The following is a 17030-nucleotide window of genomic DNA, read 5'->3' on the forward strand; positions in this document are numbered from 1 at the left end:
CTGGTTCGTAGCCAGGTACTCTATCCAGCTGAGCTAAGGACGCGCAGTAATCTTTATTTTACTTTGTATAACCCGTTTATCAAACGAATTATTAAATAGTGGCGCGTCCTGGAGGATTCGAACCTCCGACCGCCTGGTTCGTAGCCAGGTACTCTATCCAGCTGAGCTAAGGACGCGCAGTTTTCGATATCAGTATTACCAATATCAGGAATTCACAAGGAAACCCTAAAGAGTGGCGCGTCCTGGAGGATTCGAACCTCCGACCGCCTGGTTCGTAGCCAGGTACTCTATCCAGCTGAGCTAAGGACGCGCAGATCTTCTTGCTAAGAAGTTGTGAAGTAAATCACATTCATTTCTTACGAAACAAAAAAAAGGCCGTTGGGCCAGTCAATGAATGGCGGTGAAGGAGGGATTCGAACCCTCGATACGGGATAAACCGTATACTCCCTTAGCAGGGGAGCGCCTTCAGCCTCTCGGCCACCTCACCGTTTTCATTGTTATATCTCAAAAGAGATATGGCGCGTCCTGGAGGATTCGAACCTCCGACCGCCTGGTTCGTAGCCAGGTACTCTATCCAGCTGAGCTAAGGACGCACTTTTTGTTGATTTCTCAACGTTGCAAGAATGGCGGTGAAGGAGGGATTCGAACCCTCGATACGGGATAAACCGTATACTCCCTTAGCAGGGGAGCGCCTTCAGCCTCTCGGCCACCTCACCGTCTTGCGGAGGCACATATTACGTTTTACCGAAAATATGTCAAACACTTTCTTTGAAAAAAAACGCAAAAATCGCTTAACCGATGCGGATTTAATCAAAGTGACTATTAAACAAACTTTACCACCCTATTATGATGAAAAAAAGAGAGTCTTCTCTTAAAAAATGACATTAATCAGAAACTAAAAAGGCTAGCCCTTCGGCTAGCCTTTTTCATTCAAACTAAGCTCTGTAAACAGGAGCAGCTTAGTAGTTACCAGAAGCAACGTTACCATTGCCTTTTTCAGCTTGAATGCGCATGTAGATTTCTTCACGGTGAACAGAAACCTCTTTCGGAGCGTTAACGCCGATACGTACTTGGTTACCTTTAACACCTAGTACAGTTACAGTCACTTCATCACCAATCATAAGTGTTTCGCCTACGCGGCGAGTCAAAATTAGCATTCTTTGCTCCTTGAGTAATCTCTAAATTTTCTTGCTACAAAGCTATTATCCAACAAAAGTTATATTTTCGTAAACTACCTTGTCACTGAAAATTAGCCCAAAAAGGCATGTTTTTGCTGAATGTTCAATGCTTCACTAGATGTAACGTAAGCATCATGAAGAATGTTTGCTGCTGCATCCACACACATAGGTGGTAAGACTAGCATCATAGTGAGTGCATTCGTTGAACAGAAATTGATTGCAATATCTTGCTGTGCCAACAATTCACAGGCATGGTCAACCATTCCATTGGCTTCTAGCCCCACAGCGGTCAACAGGCTTACAGCTTCACTATTACGGATTTTATCGCTGAACACCAGATCCAACTTGGCACATGCATCTTGTTTTATCATGATACCTGTTCGTTCTGTTTCCTCGATCACATTCCAAATGTCGATACCCAACATCTGACATTGCTTTGTAATGCTAGACAAATGTTCGTTGTCGACTTCAATAATGGCAAGGTCACGTTGAATGGCTATACCAGAAACGGCTTTTGAGCCTGCTTCCCCTTTTACCAAACTGCCTTCGTTCAAATCAAATGTCGAAAGCACGCGTAGCGGTACATTGTTCTTCCACGCATACTGCACAGAAGGAAGATGTAATACCTTTGCTCCGCGGCTAGCCATCGCTTCCATCGAAGGAAAATCAATAACTGCCATCTTTTGAGCGTTTTTTACTACACGTGGGTCACAAGTATAAATACCATCAACGTCGGTAAAGATTTGACACTCATCAGCGCTTAACGCGCCAGCCAGTGTCACTGCGCTCGTATCTGAGCCACCTCGACCTAATGTGGTGATATCCCCATTTTCATTCACACCTTGGAATCCTGCCACGATCACGATTTGGTCTTGTTCAAGTAAATCCAGAATCGTAGAAGTATCAATGTGTTTAATCGTCGCGTCATTGTGTTGATTGTCCGTCACAATGTTCGCTTGTGCTCCGGTAAGTGAGCGTGCAGCGTAACCCAATTTATTCAGAGTCATTGCTAGCAGTGCCATCGACACTTGCTCACCAGCAGAGAGCAAAACATCAAGTTCTCGAGCCGTTGGAACGCTATCTACTTGCTTAGCCAGTTCCATTAGTCGGTTTGTTTCGCCTGACATTGCAGACACAACAACGACAACTTGATTACCATCATTCTTCGCCTTAATGATGTGTTCAGCTACCTGGTGGATTCTTTCAATTGAACCCACAGAGGTTCCACCAAACTTTTGCACGATAAGGGGCTTTTTCACCAGTCTTCACCTTCCCAAGACCAAAGTCTCATTAGGACCACTCATACTCCATTGAGATAAATTATATAAGCGGTAGTTACAACAAAAACCAAGCAGCGTAAATGACCTGGTTAAAATACGGTCAATTAAACCACTTGGTTACCATAAAAAAATTACGCCCAATCAAAGAAGCTTGATTGAGCGTAAATCATTTTTTAAAAGCTTATAGGCGTTCTTCTAGCCAAGGCTGTACAGACTGAATCGCCGCAGGTAGCGCTGCAACATCAGTACCACCTGCTTGCGCCATATCTGGGCGACCACCGCCTTTACCGCCAACTTGCTCAGCAACCATCTTAACTAGGTCACCCGCTTTCACTTTGCCGATAAGGTCTTTGGTTACACCTGCAATCAGACCGATCTTGTCATCGTTCACGTTTGCAAGAAGGATAACGCCACTACCGACTTGGTTTTTGATGTCATCAACCATAGTACGTAGGTTCTTGTTATCTGCGCCTTCTAGAGCAGCAATCAGTACTTTAGTACCGTTGATGTCCTGAACTTTGCCCATGATGTTTGCGCTTTCTGCCGCAGCCATCTTGTCTTTCAGTTTCTGGATTTCTTTCTCTAGAGATTTTGCTTTCTGCGCTGATTCAGCCAGTTTCTCTTCGTACTTAGCCGCTTGAGCTTCGATTGCATCTAGTGCACCTTCACCCGTTACCGCTTCGATACGACGGATACCTGCTGCGATACCACCTTCAGATGTGATCTTGAATAGACCGATATCACCTGTGTTTGAAGCGTGGATACCACCACAAAGTTCAGTAGAGAAGTCGCCCATAGACAGTACGCGTACTTCGTCGTCGTACTTCTCGCCGAATAGTGCCATTGCGCCTTTCTTCTTCGCAGACTCAATGTCCATCACGTTGGTTTCAATCGTGTGGTTGCGACGAATTTGCGCGTTGACTAGACGCTCTACTTCTTTCAGCTCTGCTGCAGTTACGGCTTCTAGGTGTGAGAAGTCGAAACGTAGGCTGTCAGCTTTCACTAGAGAGCCTTTCTGCGTTACGTGCTCACCAAGAACTTGGCGAAGTGCTGCGTGTAGCAAGTGCGTTGCTGAGTGGTTTAGAGAAATAGCTGCGCGACGCTCTGCGTCAACGATAGTTGCTACTTCGTCACCTTTCGCTAGAACGCCTTCTGCCATTACACCGTGGTGTGCGATTGCGTTACCTAGTTTTTGAGTGTCTTCAACACGGAATACACCAGACTCAGTGCGGATTTCACCAGCGTCACCACACTGACCGCCTGACTCTGCGTAGAATGGTGTTTCACCAAGCACTATGATTGCTTTGTCGCCTGCAGACAGAGATTCTACTTCGTTGCCTTCAACGAACATCGCTGCTACAGAGCTAGAACCTTTAGTGCCTGTGTAACCACAGAATTCTGTTTGCGTATCAACTTTGATCGCTGCGTTGTAGTCAGTACCGAAGTTACCAGCTTCACGCGCACGTTGACGCTGCTCTTCCATCGCTTTCTCGAAACCTTCTTCGTCGATTACGAACTCACGCTCACGTGCAACGTCGTTAGTTAAGTCAGCAGGGAAGCCGTAAGTATCGTAAAGTTTAAATACGGTTTCGCCGTCTAGTACTTTACCGTCCGTTCCTTGCGAAGAAATGTTATCTAATGCTTCGTTTAAAATCGCCATACCGCGCTCAAGTGTACGACCGAAGTTTTCTTCTTCGATGCGCAGTACTTTTTCAACCACAGCTTGTTGACGCTTCAGCTCTTCACCAGCCGTACCCATGATTTCCGCTAGTACACCAACCAGTTTGTGGAAGAATGCACCTTGTGCGCCTAGCTTGTTACCGTGACGAACTGCACGACGGATGATACGACGTAGAACGTAACCACGACCTTCGTTTGAAGGCATAACGCCATCAACGATCAGGAATGAACATGAACGGATGTGGTCAGCGATAACGCGTAGCGATTGGTTTGATAGATCTTCGTAACCAATCACTTCAGCAGCAGCTTTGATAAGAGCTTGGAATACATCGATTTCGTAGTTTGAGTGAACGCCTTGCATGATTGCAGAGATACGCTCGATACCCATACCAGTATCTACCGATGGTTTTGGTAGCGGTTCCATAGTGCCGTCTGCGTGACGGTTGAACTGCATGAATACGTTGTTCCAGATCTCGATGAAACGGTCACCATCTTCTTCAGGTGTGCCAGGACGGCCACCCCAGATGTGCTCACCGTGATCGTAGAAGATTTCAGTACATGGACCACAAGGACCCGTGTCACCCATTTGCCAGAAGTTATCTGACTCGTATGGTTTACCACCTTTCTTGTCGCCGATGCGAATAATGCGGTCTGCTGGAACGCCTACTTTTTTGTTCCAGATATCGAATGCTTCGTCGTCTGTCTCGTAAACTGTTACAAGTAGACGGTCTGCTGGCAGCTTAAGGGTTTCTGTTAGGAATTCCCATGCGAAAGAAATTGCGTCTTCTTTGAAGTAGTCACCAAAGCTGAAGTTACCTAGCATTTCAAAGAAAGTATGGTGACGAGCTGTAAAGCCAACGTTTTCCAGGTCGTTGTGTTTACCACCAGCACGTACACAACGTTGAGCCGTAGTCGCTCGAGTGTAGGCTCGTTTTTCTAAGCCTAAGAAACAATCTTTAAATTGGTTCATACCCGCGTTTGTGAACAGCAGGGTTGGGTCGTTATGTGGAACTAACGATGAACTTTCTACGATTTGGTGTCCTTTGCTCTCAAAGAACTTGAGGAACGCGTTACGAACCTCATCAGTGCTCATGTACATGCAGCTCTTCCTGAAAATAGTCGAGTTAGAATTTTGCCGTATTGTAGATCATGCAATCAGCTACGACTAGTTTTCTTGCGGAAAAGAGGCATTAGAAGAAAAAATTTGAAGCAAAACAAAAAACAGTGCGAACGACTGACCGTTAATCTTCGTCCTCAAAGCTCAGCGCATAGCTAATTTGGTCAAAACTGTAGCCACGATATTGCAGAAATCGCACTTGTTTAGCGTACTCTTTCTGGTCTTTGGCTTTTATTCCTTTGAATTTCTTCTCAGCAGCCATTCTTGCCAGTTCAAACCAGTCTTGTGGCTCTTCTGCCATTGCCATATCGATGATGGATTCTGCTACACGTTTTTGGTTCAATTCTTGACGAATTCGGCGCTCGCCATGCCCTTTGTAAACATGTTGACGCACTTGGCTTTTGGCATAGCGCAGGTCATCCAAATAGTTGTGGTCGAGACAAAAATTGATTGCCGATTCTATGTCTGCCTCTTCATAACCTTTTAGAGCCAGCTTTTGGTATAACTCGTATTGCCCATGGTCTCGACGGCTCAATAATTGAATAGCCGCTTCTTTGCTAGATAGAGTCGGCGCTTGGCGCTTTTGGTACATGGTGATCCTAAAACTGTTTTTGCTGTACAGGATTTATCTCAATCGTAGTAAATAACCGCTCACTCTAACCTACTAACACGCTAGTTCTGATCGCTTGCCTACCCTAATTGATATAAGCCCAGCCTTTGTTTTTTCGATTTTTATTTCAGCAGATACAACAAAGCCCCGCATAGCAGGGCCTTGTTCAATATGACTTAGTAAGAAGATTAAAACTCTTCTTCTTGCTCTGATTTTTCACCTGATTCTGGTGCTTCAGGTAGTGCTGGTGAAAGTAGCATTTCACGCAGTTTAGTATCGATAGTCTTACCGATTTCTGGGTTTTCGCGTAGGTAGTTACAAGCGTTTGCTTTACCTTGACCAATCTTGTCGCCTTGGTAGCTGTACCATGCACCTGCTTTTTCAACTAGCTTGTGCTTCACACCTAGATCAATCAGCTCACCTTCACGGTTGAAACCTTGGCCGTACATGATTTGCGTGTTTGCTTCTTTAAACGGTGCAGCAATCTTGTTCTTAACAACTTTGATGCGCGTTTCGTTACCTACTACTTCGTCACCTTCTTTGATTGCGCCAGTACGACGGATATCTAGACGAACAGAAGCGTAGAACTTAAGTGCGTTACCACCAGTCGTTGTTTCTGGGTTACCGAACATCACACCAATCTTCATACGGATTTGGTTGATGAAGATACACATACAGTTAGATTGCTTTAGGTTACCCGTTAGCTTACGCATCGCTTGAGAAAGCATACGTGCTTGAAGACCCATGTGGCTGTCACCCATTTCGCCTTCAATTTCTGCTTTTGGTGTTAGTGCTGCAACAGAGTCAACCACCATAACGTCAATAGCACCAGAACGTGCAAGTGCGTCACAGATCTCTAGCGCTTGCTCACCCGTATCAGGCTGAGAAACCAATAGTGCATCGATATCAACGCCAAGTTTCTTCGCGTATACAGGATCTAGCGCGTGCTCTGCATCGATAAACGCACAAGTTTTGCCTTCACGTTGCGCAGCAGCGATCAGCTCAAGAGTTAGCGTTGTTTTACCTGAAGATTCTGGACCGTAGATTTCTACGATACGACCCATTGGTAGACCACCAGCACCCAAAGCGATATCAAGAGAAAGAGAACCCGTTGAGATGGTTTCTACGTCCATTGCGCGGTTATCACCAAGGCGCATAATAGAGCCTTTACCGAATTGCTTTTCAATTTGACCTAGCGCAGCGGCGAGCGCTTTCTGTTTGTTCTCGTCCATTACTTTCTCCGATTTATTCATCTTGTTTTGGGCGACGAATAGTAATTCATTTTTCTTAAGCAGAAGAACTGCTCAGCAATGAAAGCTATTATACTGTTGATTCATACAGTGTCTATACCTGTATGAAAAAAATTTGACTGACCTAAAGTCATGATTTGCTCTAGCCCTTATCAAATCTGGGCTAAGGCAATTTCACAAATTCTAAATCAGATGTTGATACAATTGAGTCAGTGCGTGTTCGACCGCTTTTTTGCGAACTTGAGCACGGTCACCAGTGAAATGCATGGTATCCACTTGCTGCCAGTTTTGGTTATCAGCGAAGGCAAAACAGACCGTACCGACAGGTTTCTCTTCACTGCCTCCTCCTGGTCCAGCAATACCACTGATGGACACGCCGATAGTAGCGTTCGAATTACGAATGGCACCTTGTACCATTTCAATCACAACGGGTTCGCTCACCGCACCATGTGCTTCCAACGTTGAAGCTTGTACACCAAGCATCTCCATTTTGGCTTCATTACTGTAAGTGACAAACGCCCGGTCAAGCCACGCAGAACTGCCAGCAATATCAGTAATAGCAGTTGCAACACCGCCACCCGTGCATGATTCTGCCGTCGTTAAAACATGTCCATGCTTAGCCAATAATGCACCTAAATCGGCACTCAATTTTGTTGCTCGTTCCATAGCCAAAAATGCCCTTTGTCTCTTTTTACTTGATAGGGATTCACGTATCCTAAGCCGCTACGGAAATAAACAAAAGTACTTACCTGTGAAAGCTGAACAAAAACACACTCCGATGATGCAGCAATATCTCAAGCTAAAGGCTGAGAACCCAGAAATCTTGCTGTTTTACCGCATGGGCGACTTCTACGAACTCTTCTACGACGATGCTAAACGCGCATCTCAATTGCTTGATATTTCGTTGACTAAACGTGGTGCATCGGCAGGTGAACCTATCCCGATGGCTGGCGTTCCATTCCACGCCGTTGAAGGTTATCTAGCCAAACTTGTTCAGCTTGGTGAGTCTGTCGCGATCTGTGAACAGATTGGCGATCCTGCAACAAGCAAAGGTCCAGTTGAACGTAAAGTAGTACGCATTGTTACACCAGGTACAGTAACCGACGAAGCACTGCTGTCAGAGCGTATCGACAACCTGATTGCGTCTATTTACCATCACAATGGTAAGTTCGGTTACGCGACATTAGATGTGACTTCGGGTCGCTTCCAATTAGTTGAGCCTGAAACCGAAGAAGCAATGGCTGCTGAACTGCAACGTACTGCGCCTCGTGAATTACTCTTCCCTGAAGATTTTGAACCCGTACATCTGATGTCAAACCGTAACGGTAACCGTCGTCGTCCTGTCTGGGAATTTGAGCTAGATACCGCTAAGCAGCAATTGAACCAACAATTTGGTACGCGCGACTTGGTAGGCTTTGGGGTTGAGCACGCTTCACTGGGTCTGTGTGCTGCGGGTTGTTTGATCCAATACGTAAAAGATACTCAGCGTACTGCCCTACCACACATTCGTTCATTGACGTTTGATCGCCAAGATCACTCAGTCATTCTTGATGCGGCAACACGTCGCAACTTAGAGTTGACGCAAAACCTATCTGGTGGGACCGATAACACGCTAGCCGAAGTACTCGATCACTGTGCGACCCCAATGGGCAGCCGTATGCTGAAGCGCTGGTTACATCAACCAATGCGCTGTGTCGATACTCTTAACAACCGTCTTGATGCAATTGGTGAGATCAAAGATCAGAGCTTGTTCACCGACATTCAACCAATCTTCAAACAAATTGGTGACATCGAGCGTATCCTAGCCCGTTTGGCGCTGCGCTCAGCACGTCCGCGCGATATGGCTCGTCTACGCCATGCGATGCAACAGCTGCCAGAGTTGGAAGCAGTCACTTCTTCTCTAGCTCACCCATATCTTAGAAAGTTGGCTCAATTTGCTGCGCCAATGGATGAGGTATGTGACTTACTTGAGCGTGCAATCAAAGAAAACCCACCAGTGGTTATTCGCGAGGGAGGCGTGATTGCAGAAGGCTACAATGCGGAACTTGATGAATGGCGCAAGCTTGCAGACGGTGCAACCGAGTATCTTGAAAAACTCGAAGCAGACGAGCGTGAACGTCATGGTATCGACACCCTAAAAGTTGGCTACAACGCTGTACACGGTTTCTTCATTCAGGTTAGCCGTGGTCAAAGCCACTTGGTTCCACCACACTATGTACGTCGCCAAACACTGAAAAATGCAGAACGCTATATCATTCCAGAGCTGAAAGAGCACGAAGATAAAGTTCTGAATTCAAAATCAAAAGCGCTAGCAGTTGAGAAAAAACTGTGGGAAGAACTATTTGATTTGTTGATGCCAAACCTTGAGAAGATGCAAAACCTTGCTTCGGCGATCTCTCAGTTGGACGTACTACAAAACCTAGCCGAGCGTGCAGATTCACTTGATTACTGTCGCCCAACATTGGACAAAGAAGCGGGCATTAGCATTCAAGCGGGTCGTCATCCTGTCGTGGAGCAAGTAACAAGCGAACCATTTATTGCTAACCCAATTGAACTGAGCTCAAATCGTAAGATGCTGATCATCACCGGTCCAAACATGGGTGGTAAATCGACCTACATGCGCCAGACTGCATTGATTGCTTTGATGGCTCACATTGGTTCATACGTTCCTGCAGAATCAGCTCATATTGGCTCTCTAGACCGTATCTTTACTCGTATCGGCGCATCTGATGATTTGGCATCTGGTCGTTCAACCTTCATGGTAGAAATGACTGAAACCGCCAACATTCTTCACAACGCCACTAAGAACAGCTTGGTGCTGATGGATGAAATTGGTCGCGGTACCAGTACTTACGATGGTCTGTCTTTGGCATGGGCAAGTGCAGAATGGCTTGCAACTCAGATTGGGGCAATGACTCTGTTCGCAACGCACTACTTCGAACTGACTGAGCTGCCAAACTTGCTGCCAAATCTCGCTAACGTTCACCTTGATGCGGTAGAACACGGTGACAGCATTGCTTTTATGCATGCAGTTCAAGAAGGCGCGGCAAGCAAGTCTTATGGTCTAGCGGTTGCTGGTTTAGCGGGCGTTCCAAAACCAGTCATCAAGAATGCACGTCACAAACTGTCGCAGCTTGAACAATTAGGTCAAGGTAATGACTCACCTCGTCCGAGTACCGTTGATGTGGCAAACCAACTCAGCCTGATCCCTGAACCTAGTGATGTTGAACAAGCATTGTCGAATATCGACCCTGATGATTTAACGCCGCGTCAGGCACTGGAAGAGCTATACCGCTTGAAGAAGATGCTCTAGTTCTTGGGCTAACTGGTACAGTAAAACGCAAAAAGGCTATGGTCACCCATAGCCTTTTGTTTATTCTGATCTAGCCTCTATCGCTGCCTACGTTTAGTCGTCTTCTACGTTGAACAAGTTTTCCATGTTCAGACCTTGTTTAATCAAGATCTCGCGTAGTCGACGTAAGCCTTCCACTTGGATCTGGCGAACACGTTCGCGTGTTAAACCAATTTCACGTCCCACTTCTTCAAGCGTTGATGGCTCATAACCAAGCAGACCAAAACGACGTGCCAGCACTTCTTTCTGTTTTGGATTCAGCTCTTCTAGCCAATGGATCAATGAAGATTTGATGTCATCGTCTTGAGTGGAAACTTCAGGATCCGAGTTGTTTGCATCAGGAATAATATCCAGTAACGCTTTCTCGCCGTCACCACCGATTGGAGTATCGACAGAGCTAATACGCTCGTTAAGGCGAAGCATTTTACTTACGTCTTCTACTGGGATATCTAACTGTGCAGCAATCTCTTCTGCTGTTGGTTCATGGTCGAGCTTCTGAGAAAGTTCACGCGCTGTACGCAGATAAATGTTCAGCTCTTTAACCACATGAATTGGCAGACGGATTGTACGAGTTTGGTTCATCAACGCACGTTCGATCGTTTGGCGAATCCACCACGTCGCGTAAGTTGAGAAACGGAAGCCTCGTTCTGGATCAAACTTCTCGACCGCACGGATCAAACCTAAGTTACCTTCTTCAATAAGATCAAGAAGCGCAAGACCACGATTGCTGTATCGGCGAGAGATCTTCACTACAAGACGCAAGTTACTTTCGATCATGCGTTTGCGAGCGGCTTCATCGCCACGCAGTGCACGTCGTGCATAAAGTACTTCTTCTTCTGCAGTAAGTAGAGGTGAGAAACCAATTTCACCTAGGTAAAGCTGAGTCGCGTCTAGGCTCTTGCTGCTCGCATCAAACTCTTCGCGTGCTGCTGTTTTGGTTCCGTTAGATGGTTTTTCAAGTCCGTTAGAAATGCCTTCCGATTGTGCATTATCATATTCGAACTCTTCAACTTTGGTTACTGTGTTGCTGATACTCATAACGCCTCCCCCTGGCGAGTTAGCAAGACATGACAACTCAATATGTCGCTAAATGATGTCGCAAGTTGTTATTCAAAGTTCTACGGTAAATAGCGCTTTGGATTCACTGATTTACCTTGATAGCGAATTTCAAAGTGAAGTTTGACGGATTTAGAACCAGAACTACCCATGGTCGCTATTTTTTGTCCGCTCTTAACACTTTGTCCTTCTGAGACCAGCAATCTGTCATTGTGTGCGTATGCGCTTAAATAATTGTCGTTATGCTTCACTATAATTAGGTTGCCATAACCTCGTAGCGCATTACCTGAGTACACGACTGTGCCGGCTGCGGTTGAAACGATTGGCTGACCACGCTGTCCTGCGATGTCTATGCCTTTATTTCCTTGTTCTCCCGCTGAGAAGTTCTTGATTACTCTCCCTTTTGTTGGCCATAACCACTTCGATACTTTATCGTTTTTCGCGGTAGTTACTGGCGGTTTCAGTTTAACATTCTGATTACCTTTTGACCCAACATACTCCTTTGGTTTGGATTGTTCAACCTTCTTTGGAGGCTGTTTTTGTGCAACTTGAGTCTTAGTCGGTTTAGGTTTTTGAGTAGAGCTTTTACTTGAATTTGACGGCTTTGACGCTGTTGATGTTTTAGTCACTGGAACAGGTTTCGCCGCAACTACAGGAGCAACAACGGGTTCCACTTTATGACCATATTTAGGCGCAACATATTTCGGAGCCCAAAGTTTTAACTTCTGCCCCGGGAAAATCGTGTAAGGCGCAGACAATTCATTGTAACGAACAAGATCATTTACATCCTTATCTGTGACGTAGGCAATAAAATAAAGGGTATCACCTTTCTTTACTTCGTAATAACTCCCTCTATAACTACCACGCTCAACCGTCGAGTAATCTTTATTTAGGCTTGAAACAGGTGCAGGTGAATGAGCCGCGCAACCAACCAGTCCCGCAGCCAATAAACAGCTAATACCAAAACGACGTAATAACTTCTTCACCTAGTCTTTAACCCTTAAGCTAAATCACCTGCAACTAATGGCACAAATCTTACCATTTCTACCACGGTCGACAGATATTGTTCACCCTGACGTTCAATTTTTAATAGTTGTTGTTCATCTTCACCAACAGGAATGATCATCTTACCGCCCTCTTTCAGCTGGGATAGAAGTGCTTGGGGAACACTTTCCGCTGCCGCAGTGACAATAATCGCATCGAATGGACCTTTCGCTTCCCATCCAAGCCAACCATCTCCATGTTTGGTAGAGACGTTATAAATATCCAGTTGTTTCAGACGACGCTTAGCATCCCATTGCAAAGACTTAATGCGTTCAACGGAATAGACATGATCGACAATTTGCGCAAGCACTGCAGTTTGGTAACCCGAGCCCGTGCCGATTTCTAAAACATTACTGTCCGATTTTAGATCAAGCAGCTCTGTCATTTTTGCAACGATATAAGGCTGAGAAATAGTTTGTCCCTGACCAATCGGCAGCGCATTGTTGTCGTACGCTTGGTGCATCATTGCTTGTGAGACAAAGCTCTCACGCGGTAGTCGATAAATCGCATCCAACACACGTTGATCACTGATGCCACTGGAGATAAGAAACGCTATCAACCTGTCAGCATGTGGGTTACTCATTAACTCTCTTCCTTTAACCAACTGTCCATTGCGCGCAGCGACTCATGAGCGGTGAGATCGACTTGCAGCGGCGTGATTGAAACAAAACCATGTTCAATGGCATAAAAGTCCGTACCGATGCCAGCATCTTGCTCTTTACCCGGAGGACCAAGCCAATAAATATCATGTCCGCGTGGATCTTTCTGCTTAATCATATTCTCAGCGTGATGACGCGCACCCAAGCGAGTCACTTCTATCTCACCAAGTTCTTCAAACGGAAGATCAGGGACGTTTACATTCAATAGACGGTTGGTTGGAATTGGGCGAATCAGATGCTGCTCAACCAACTGGCGAGCAATTTTAGCAGCAGATTCAAAATGTTGTTTACCGACTAGAGAGAAAGCAATCGCCTGCACGCCAAGGAAGTGTCCTTCCATAGCAGCAGCCACCGTGCCGGAGTACAAAACGTCATCACCTAGATTTGCGCCATGATTGATGCCTGACAGCACAAGGTCTGGCAAATCATCTTTCATCAACTCATTCAGCGCAAAGTGTACACAGTCTGTTGGCGTACCTTGCACAGAGAATGTCTTTGGCGCAATCTCGGTGACACGCAGCGGTTGCTCCAGCGTCAATGAGTTAGATGCACCAGAGCGGTTTCTGTCTGGTGCGACAATCGTTACTTCGGCAATGCTTCTCAGCTCATCAGCAAGCGCATGAATTCCTTGAGCATGAACACCATCATCATTGCTGAGCAGTATTCTTAATGGCTTCGCGTTGTGTGAATCCATTTCCATTAATATTCTCTTTCTACCTTTTCTTCGATGACCAGCTCACGCACGATTGAGGTCGCAAATGAACCCGCATCCAGCGAGAATGTCATCGTGATGTTATTACCATCGACCGTCCAAGCTAGGTCTTGTGGCTTGAGTGCGATATCGCGGCGGTCGTGACGCATACGGTTACCGCGAATCAGTGCCATCAAATCTGGTTCTTCATCTAAGAACGGTTGTTCTAAGGTTAGCGCATCCGCTTGAGTTGGTAGTGCGTTATCGCCCGCCATTGCCGCGGTGATCGCCACTTCGCCTTGAGCAAATTGTGCTTGTAACTCGTCGATGTTGCTTGCATCAACTAACTGAGTGCCAGAAGCTGTCTGCGCAACATCACCGTCGATGAACTTGTCAAATACACCATTCTCTAGGCGAGCTGAAACAATGCGGTTGAAGATCCACGAACGAGCCGCTGACAGATACATGCTGCGTTTGTTTTGATTGCGGGTACGAACGTTCTCGCGTCCCCATCGACGTGCTTCTTCAAGGTTGTTGCCATCGTTACCAAAACGCTGACTACCAAAGTAGTTTGGCACACCCACTTGTTTCACTTTTTCAAGACGTTGTTCAACATCCGCTATATCTGTCACTTCAGACAAAGTAACCACGAACTCGTTCCCTACTAAGTCACCAGGGCGCAGTTTTTTATTGTGACGATCCGTTGCTAGGATCTCGATACTCGGGTATTGCGCCAAAAATGCTGAAAAATCTGGCGTTTCACCTTTTGGTAAATGCACGCTTAGCCACTGTTCAGTCACAGCATGACGGTCTTTAAGACCCGCCCAGCTAACGTCTTTCGACTTAACACCACTGGCTTTTGCTAGTTCGTTAGCAACGAAACTGGTGTTCTCACCTGTTTTACGGATACGAACCATTAAATGCTCGCCTTCACCCGTAAAGGCAAAACCTAAATCTTCGCGAACCTGAAAGTGCTCTGGCTGCGCTTTGATTTTTGCAGATGCAACTGGCTTACCTGTTAGGTAAGCCAATGAAGATAAAATGTCTGACATGATGTATTTCCGCTGATATCACAGCTTAGAGGAGCAAATTGCTAATTATTGCTTAAACAGAAGTACAACGGCTTCCGTTGCAATGCCTTCTTTGCGTCCAGTAAAACCAAGACGTTCTGTCGTCGTTGCTTTTACGTTAATGTTGCTAATGTCGGTTTCAAGGTCTTCGGCAATAGCAGCACACATTGCGTCAATGTGCGGTGCCATCTTCGGCGCTTGTGCCATGATAGTGACATCGGCATTACCAAGACGGTAGCCTTGCTCTTTGACTCGGCGATAAACGTCTTTCAGTAGTTCACGACTGTCTGCACCTTTCCATTTGTCGTCCGTATCAGGGAAGTGACGACCAATATCGCCTGCAGCAATAGCGCCAAGCAGTGCATCCGTTAACGCATGCAGCGCTACATCACCATCAGAGTGTGCAATTAAACCTTGTTCGTATGGGATCGCTACGCCCCCAATAATTACCGGACCTTCACCACCGAATTTATGTACGTCGAAACCATGACCAATTCGAATCATTTTCTATCCTTTCTTTATTCGCCGCGCTCACGGCTTAGATAAAACTCGGCTAACGCAAGATCTTCTGGCTGAGTAATTTTAATATTATTCGCATTCCCCTGAACCAAAGCCGGCTTCTCGCCCAACCATTCCAAAGCCGAAGCTTCATCAGTAATGGTTGCACCTTGTTCTAATGCGTCAGTCAGTGCTTGAGTAAGCTGCTGAGTTTTAAACATTTGTGGAGTTAATGCATGCCACAATGCTTCTCTATCTACCGTATGATCGATATCTTGTGCTGTGTTTGCTCGCTTCATTGTGTCTCTCACTGGAGATGCGAGGATGCCACCAGGTGGGTGCGCGCTACAAACGTCGATCAAATGGTCAATATCGGATGTTAATACACACGGTCTTGCAGCGTCGTGGACTAATACCCACTCGCTTTCCCAATGTGTACTTACATAGTTTAGCCCTGATAACACAGAGTCTGCCCTTTCTTTACCACCAGCCACACGAATCACATCAGGGTGCTGAGCAATGGAGAGTTCAGGGTAGTATGGGTCGCCGTCGGTAATAGCCACGACAACCTTAGAAATTTTTGGATGAGAAAGCAGTTTCTCTACGGTATGTTCCAGTACCGCTTTGCCGTCAATCAACAGGTATTGTTTTGGGCGATCTGCCTTCATGCGGCTGCCAACACCTGCGGCTGGCACGATAGCAATATGGGTTGGAGTGTTAGTATCCAACATATTAATGCTCTTCCTCATCGACAATTCGGTAGAAGGTTTCGCCATCTTTAACCAAACCAAGTTCATGACGTGCACGTTCTTCGATTGCATCAAGACCTTGTCGTAAGTCATCAATCTCAGCGAACATCTCGTTATTACGAGCTTGCAGCTTGCTGTTTACTTGCTGCTGCACTTCAATTTCATCTTCTACTGTGTAGTAGTCAGACACCCCGTTTTTGCCAAACCAGAGGGTATATTGAAGCCAGCCAAACAGTAACGTAAGGGCTATAACAAAGATTCGCATATCGTTGCTAACATTCTGTACCGGAAGGGATTAGATAAGGTGACATATATAGCATAAATGCGTGGTTGGCTCTAGGGTAGAAAAAGAGACTCACACGCTCCTTACAGGAAAAAAGCAGCAAAATGAAACAAAGAGATTCCCTACTCTCTCCTTCGTCGTTCTAGGGAATGACAAATCAACGTAAGCGAAAGACATCCAAAAGCAAAGCCTGTTCTCATGTATCCAAGTGAAGTGCTCTCGAAGAGCCAAGTCCGCTCCTACCTTTCGAAGAGAAGCGCTCCCGAAGGGCGAAGCCCGTTCCTGCCTCTCGAAGCATAGCGTTCTCATATGTTAGATACAAAAACGCCCCGCAAGTGCGAGGTGTTTTTAATAGCTTTAAGCTAAGCCGTTAACTCAGTTAAGAATTAAGCCTGGCCTTTAACTTCTTTGAGACCGATTCCTTGAAACATGGAGGAGCGCGCTCACCTAGAGCTTCCGTCATATAAAAAACGCCCCGCAAGTGCGAGGCGTTTTCAAAAGCTTTAAGTTAAG

At 46.0% G+C, this 17030-nt stretch carries 15 protein-coding genes and 5 tRNA genes; 1 reads left to right on the top strand and 19 read right to left on the bottom strand.

Features of this window, described 5'->3' with window-relative positions; all coding sequences use genetic code 11:
* Positions 1-99: 99 nt before the first annotated feature.
* From AACR11_RS20975 to pncC, 11 genes are all read right to left on the bottom strand, one after another.
* Positions 100-176: transfer RNA gene (locus AACR11_RS20975), tRNA-Arg, on the bottom strand.
* 57 nt (positions 177-233) lie between these two features.
* Positions 234-310, bottom strand: a tRNA-Arg gene (locus AACR11_RS20980).
* 85 nt (positions 311-395) lie between these two features.
* Positions 396-487: transfer RNA gene (locus AACR11_RS20985), tRNA-Ser, on the bottom strand.
* A gap of 29 nt (positions 488-516) precedes the next feature.
* Positions 517-593: transfer RNA gene (locus AACR11_RS20990), tRNA-Arg, on the bottom strand.
* Positions 594-624: 31 nt separating this feature from the next.
* Positions 625-716: transfer RNA gene (locus AACR11_RS20995), tRNA-Ser, on the bottom strand.
* 243 nt (positions 717-959) lie between these two features.
* Complete coding sequence (csrA, locus tag AACR11_RS21000; RefSeq protein WP_004415691.1) at positions 960-1157, bottom strand: carbon storage regulator CsrA; 198 nt, start codon at positions 1155-1157, stop codon at positions 960-962.
* 92 nt (positions 1158-1249) lie between these two features.
* Positions 1250-2437 carry an aspartate kinase gene (locus tag AACR11_RS21005; RefSeq protein WP_005452123.1) on the bottom strand — a complete coding sequence of 396 codons (1188 nt, stop codon included), beginning with the start codon at positions 2435-2437 and terminating at the stop codon, positions 1250-1252.
* Positions 2438-2639: 202 nt separating this feature from the next.
* Complete coding sequence (gene alaS, locus AACR11_RS21010; RefSeq protein ID WP_029790336.1) at positions 2640-5237, bottom strand: alanine--tRNA ligase; 2598 nt, start codon at positions 5235-5237, stop codon at positions 2640-2642.
* A 142-nt stretch (positions 5238-5379) separates the two neighbouring features.
* Positions 5380-5847, bottom strand: a complete 468-nt coding sequence (gene recX / locus AACR11_RS21015) for a recombination regulator RecX (protein ID WP_005452120.1) — start codon at positions 5845-5847, stop codon at positions 5380-5382.
* Between the two features lie 206 nt (positions 5848-6053).
* Entirely contained in the window at positions 6054-7097 is a 1044-nt protein-coding gene (gene recA, locus AACR11_RS21020; RefSeq protein ID WP_005436413.1) for a recombinase RecA, read from the bottom strand.
* A 201-nt stretch (positions 7098-7298) separates the two neighbouring features.
* Entirely contained in the window at positions 7299-7781 is a 483-nt protein-coding gene (pncC, locus tag AACR11_RS21025) for a nicotinamide-nucleotide amidase (protein ID WP_009703950.1), read from the bottom strand.
* A gap of 85 nt (positions 7782-7866) precedes the next feature.
* Here pncC and mutS point away from each other — a divergent pair, with 85 nt between their 5' ends.
* Entirely contained in the window at positions 7867-10428 is a 2562-nt protein-coding gene (gene mutS / locus AACR11_RS21030; RefSeq protein WP_009703951.1) for a DNA mismatch repair protein MutS, read from the top strand.
* A gap of 93 nt (positions 10429-10521) precedes the next feature.
* Here the strand turns inward: mutS and rpoS are convergent, their stop codons facing one another.
* The 8 genes from rpoS to ftsB form a co-directional block, all read right to left on the bottom strand.
* Positions 10522-11505 (bottom strand): RNA polymerase sigma factor RpoS, encoded by a 984-nt coding sequence (rpoS, locus tag AACR11_RS21035; RefSeq protein WP_005452115.1) that lies wholly within the window; start codon positions 11503-11505, stop codon positions 10522-10524.
* A gap of 80 nt (positions 11506-11585) precedes the next feature.
* Positions 11586-12509: a peptidoglycan DD-metalloendopeptidase family protein gene (locus AACR11_RS21040; RefSeq protein ID WP_029790334.1), complete on the bottom strand. Its 924-nt coding sequence runs from the start codon at positions 12507-12509 to the stop codon at positions 11586-11588.
* 14 nt (positions 12510-12523) lie between these two features.
* A complete protein-coding gene (locus AACR11_RS21045) occupies positions 12524-13150 on the bottom strand; it encodes a protein-L-isoaspartate(D-aspartate) O-methyltransferase (RefSeq protein WP_005452113.1) in 627 nt (208 codons plus the stop codon).
* Positions 13150-13926: a 5'/3'-nucleotidase SurE gene (surE, locus tag AACR11_RS21050; RefSeq protein WP_009698768.1), complete on the bottom strand. Its 777-nt coding sequence runs from the start codon at positions 13924-13926 to the stop codon at positions 13150-13152. The genes AACR11_RS21045 and surE overlap by 1 nt, the downstream gene beginning before the upstream one ends.
* A complete protein-coding gene (truD, locus tag AACR11_RS21055; protein ID WP_079325125.1) occupies positions 13926-14969 on the bottom strand; it encodes a tRNA pseudouridine(13) synthase TruD in 1044 nt (347 codons plus the stop codon). The genes surE and truD overlap by 1 nt, the downstream gene beginning before the upstream one ends.
* 45 nt (positions 14970-15014) lie before the next feature.
* Positions 15015-15491 carry a 2-C-methyl-D-erythritol 2,4-cyclodiphosphate synthase gene (gene ispF / locus AACR11_RS21060; protein WP_005425365.1) on the bottom strand — a complete coding sequence of 159 codons (477 nt, stop codon included), beginning with the start codon at positions 15489-15491 and terminating at the stop codon, positions 15015-15017.
* Between the two features lie 14 nt (positions 15492-15505).
* The gene (gene ispD, locus AACR11_RS21065; protein WP_079325127.1) at positions 15506-16216 is read right to left on the bottom strand and encodes a 2-C-methyl-D-erythritol 4-phosphate cytidylyltransferase; all 711 of its coding nucleotides are present in this window, start codon (positions 16214-16216) and stop codon (positions 15506-15508) included.
* A gap of 1 nt (position 16217) precedes the next feature.
* Positions 16218-16499, bottom strand: coding sequence for a cell division protein FtsB (gene ftsB / locus AACR11_RS21070; RefSeq protein WP_005452106.1), 282 nt, complete (start codon positions 16497-16499; stop codon positions 16218-16220).
* Between the last annotated feature and the right edge of the window lie 531 nt (positions 16500-17030).

The sequence above is a fragment of the Vibrio sp. L85 genome (assembly GCF_963871815.1).
GTDB classification, from domain to species: domain Bacteria; phylum Pseudomonadota; class Gammaproteobacteria; order Enterobacterales; family Vibrionaceae; genus Vibrio; species Vibrio harveyi.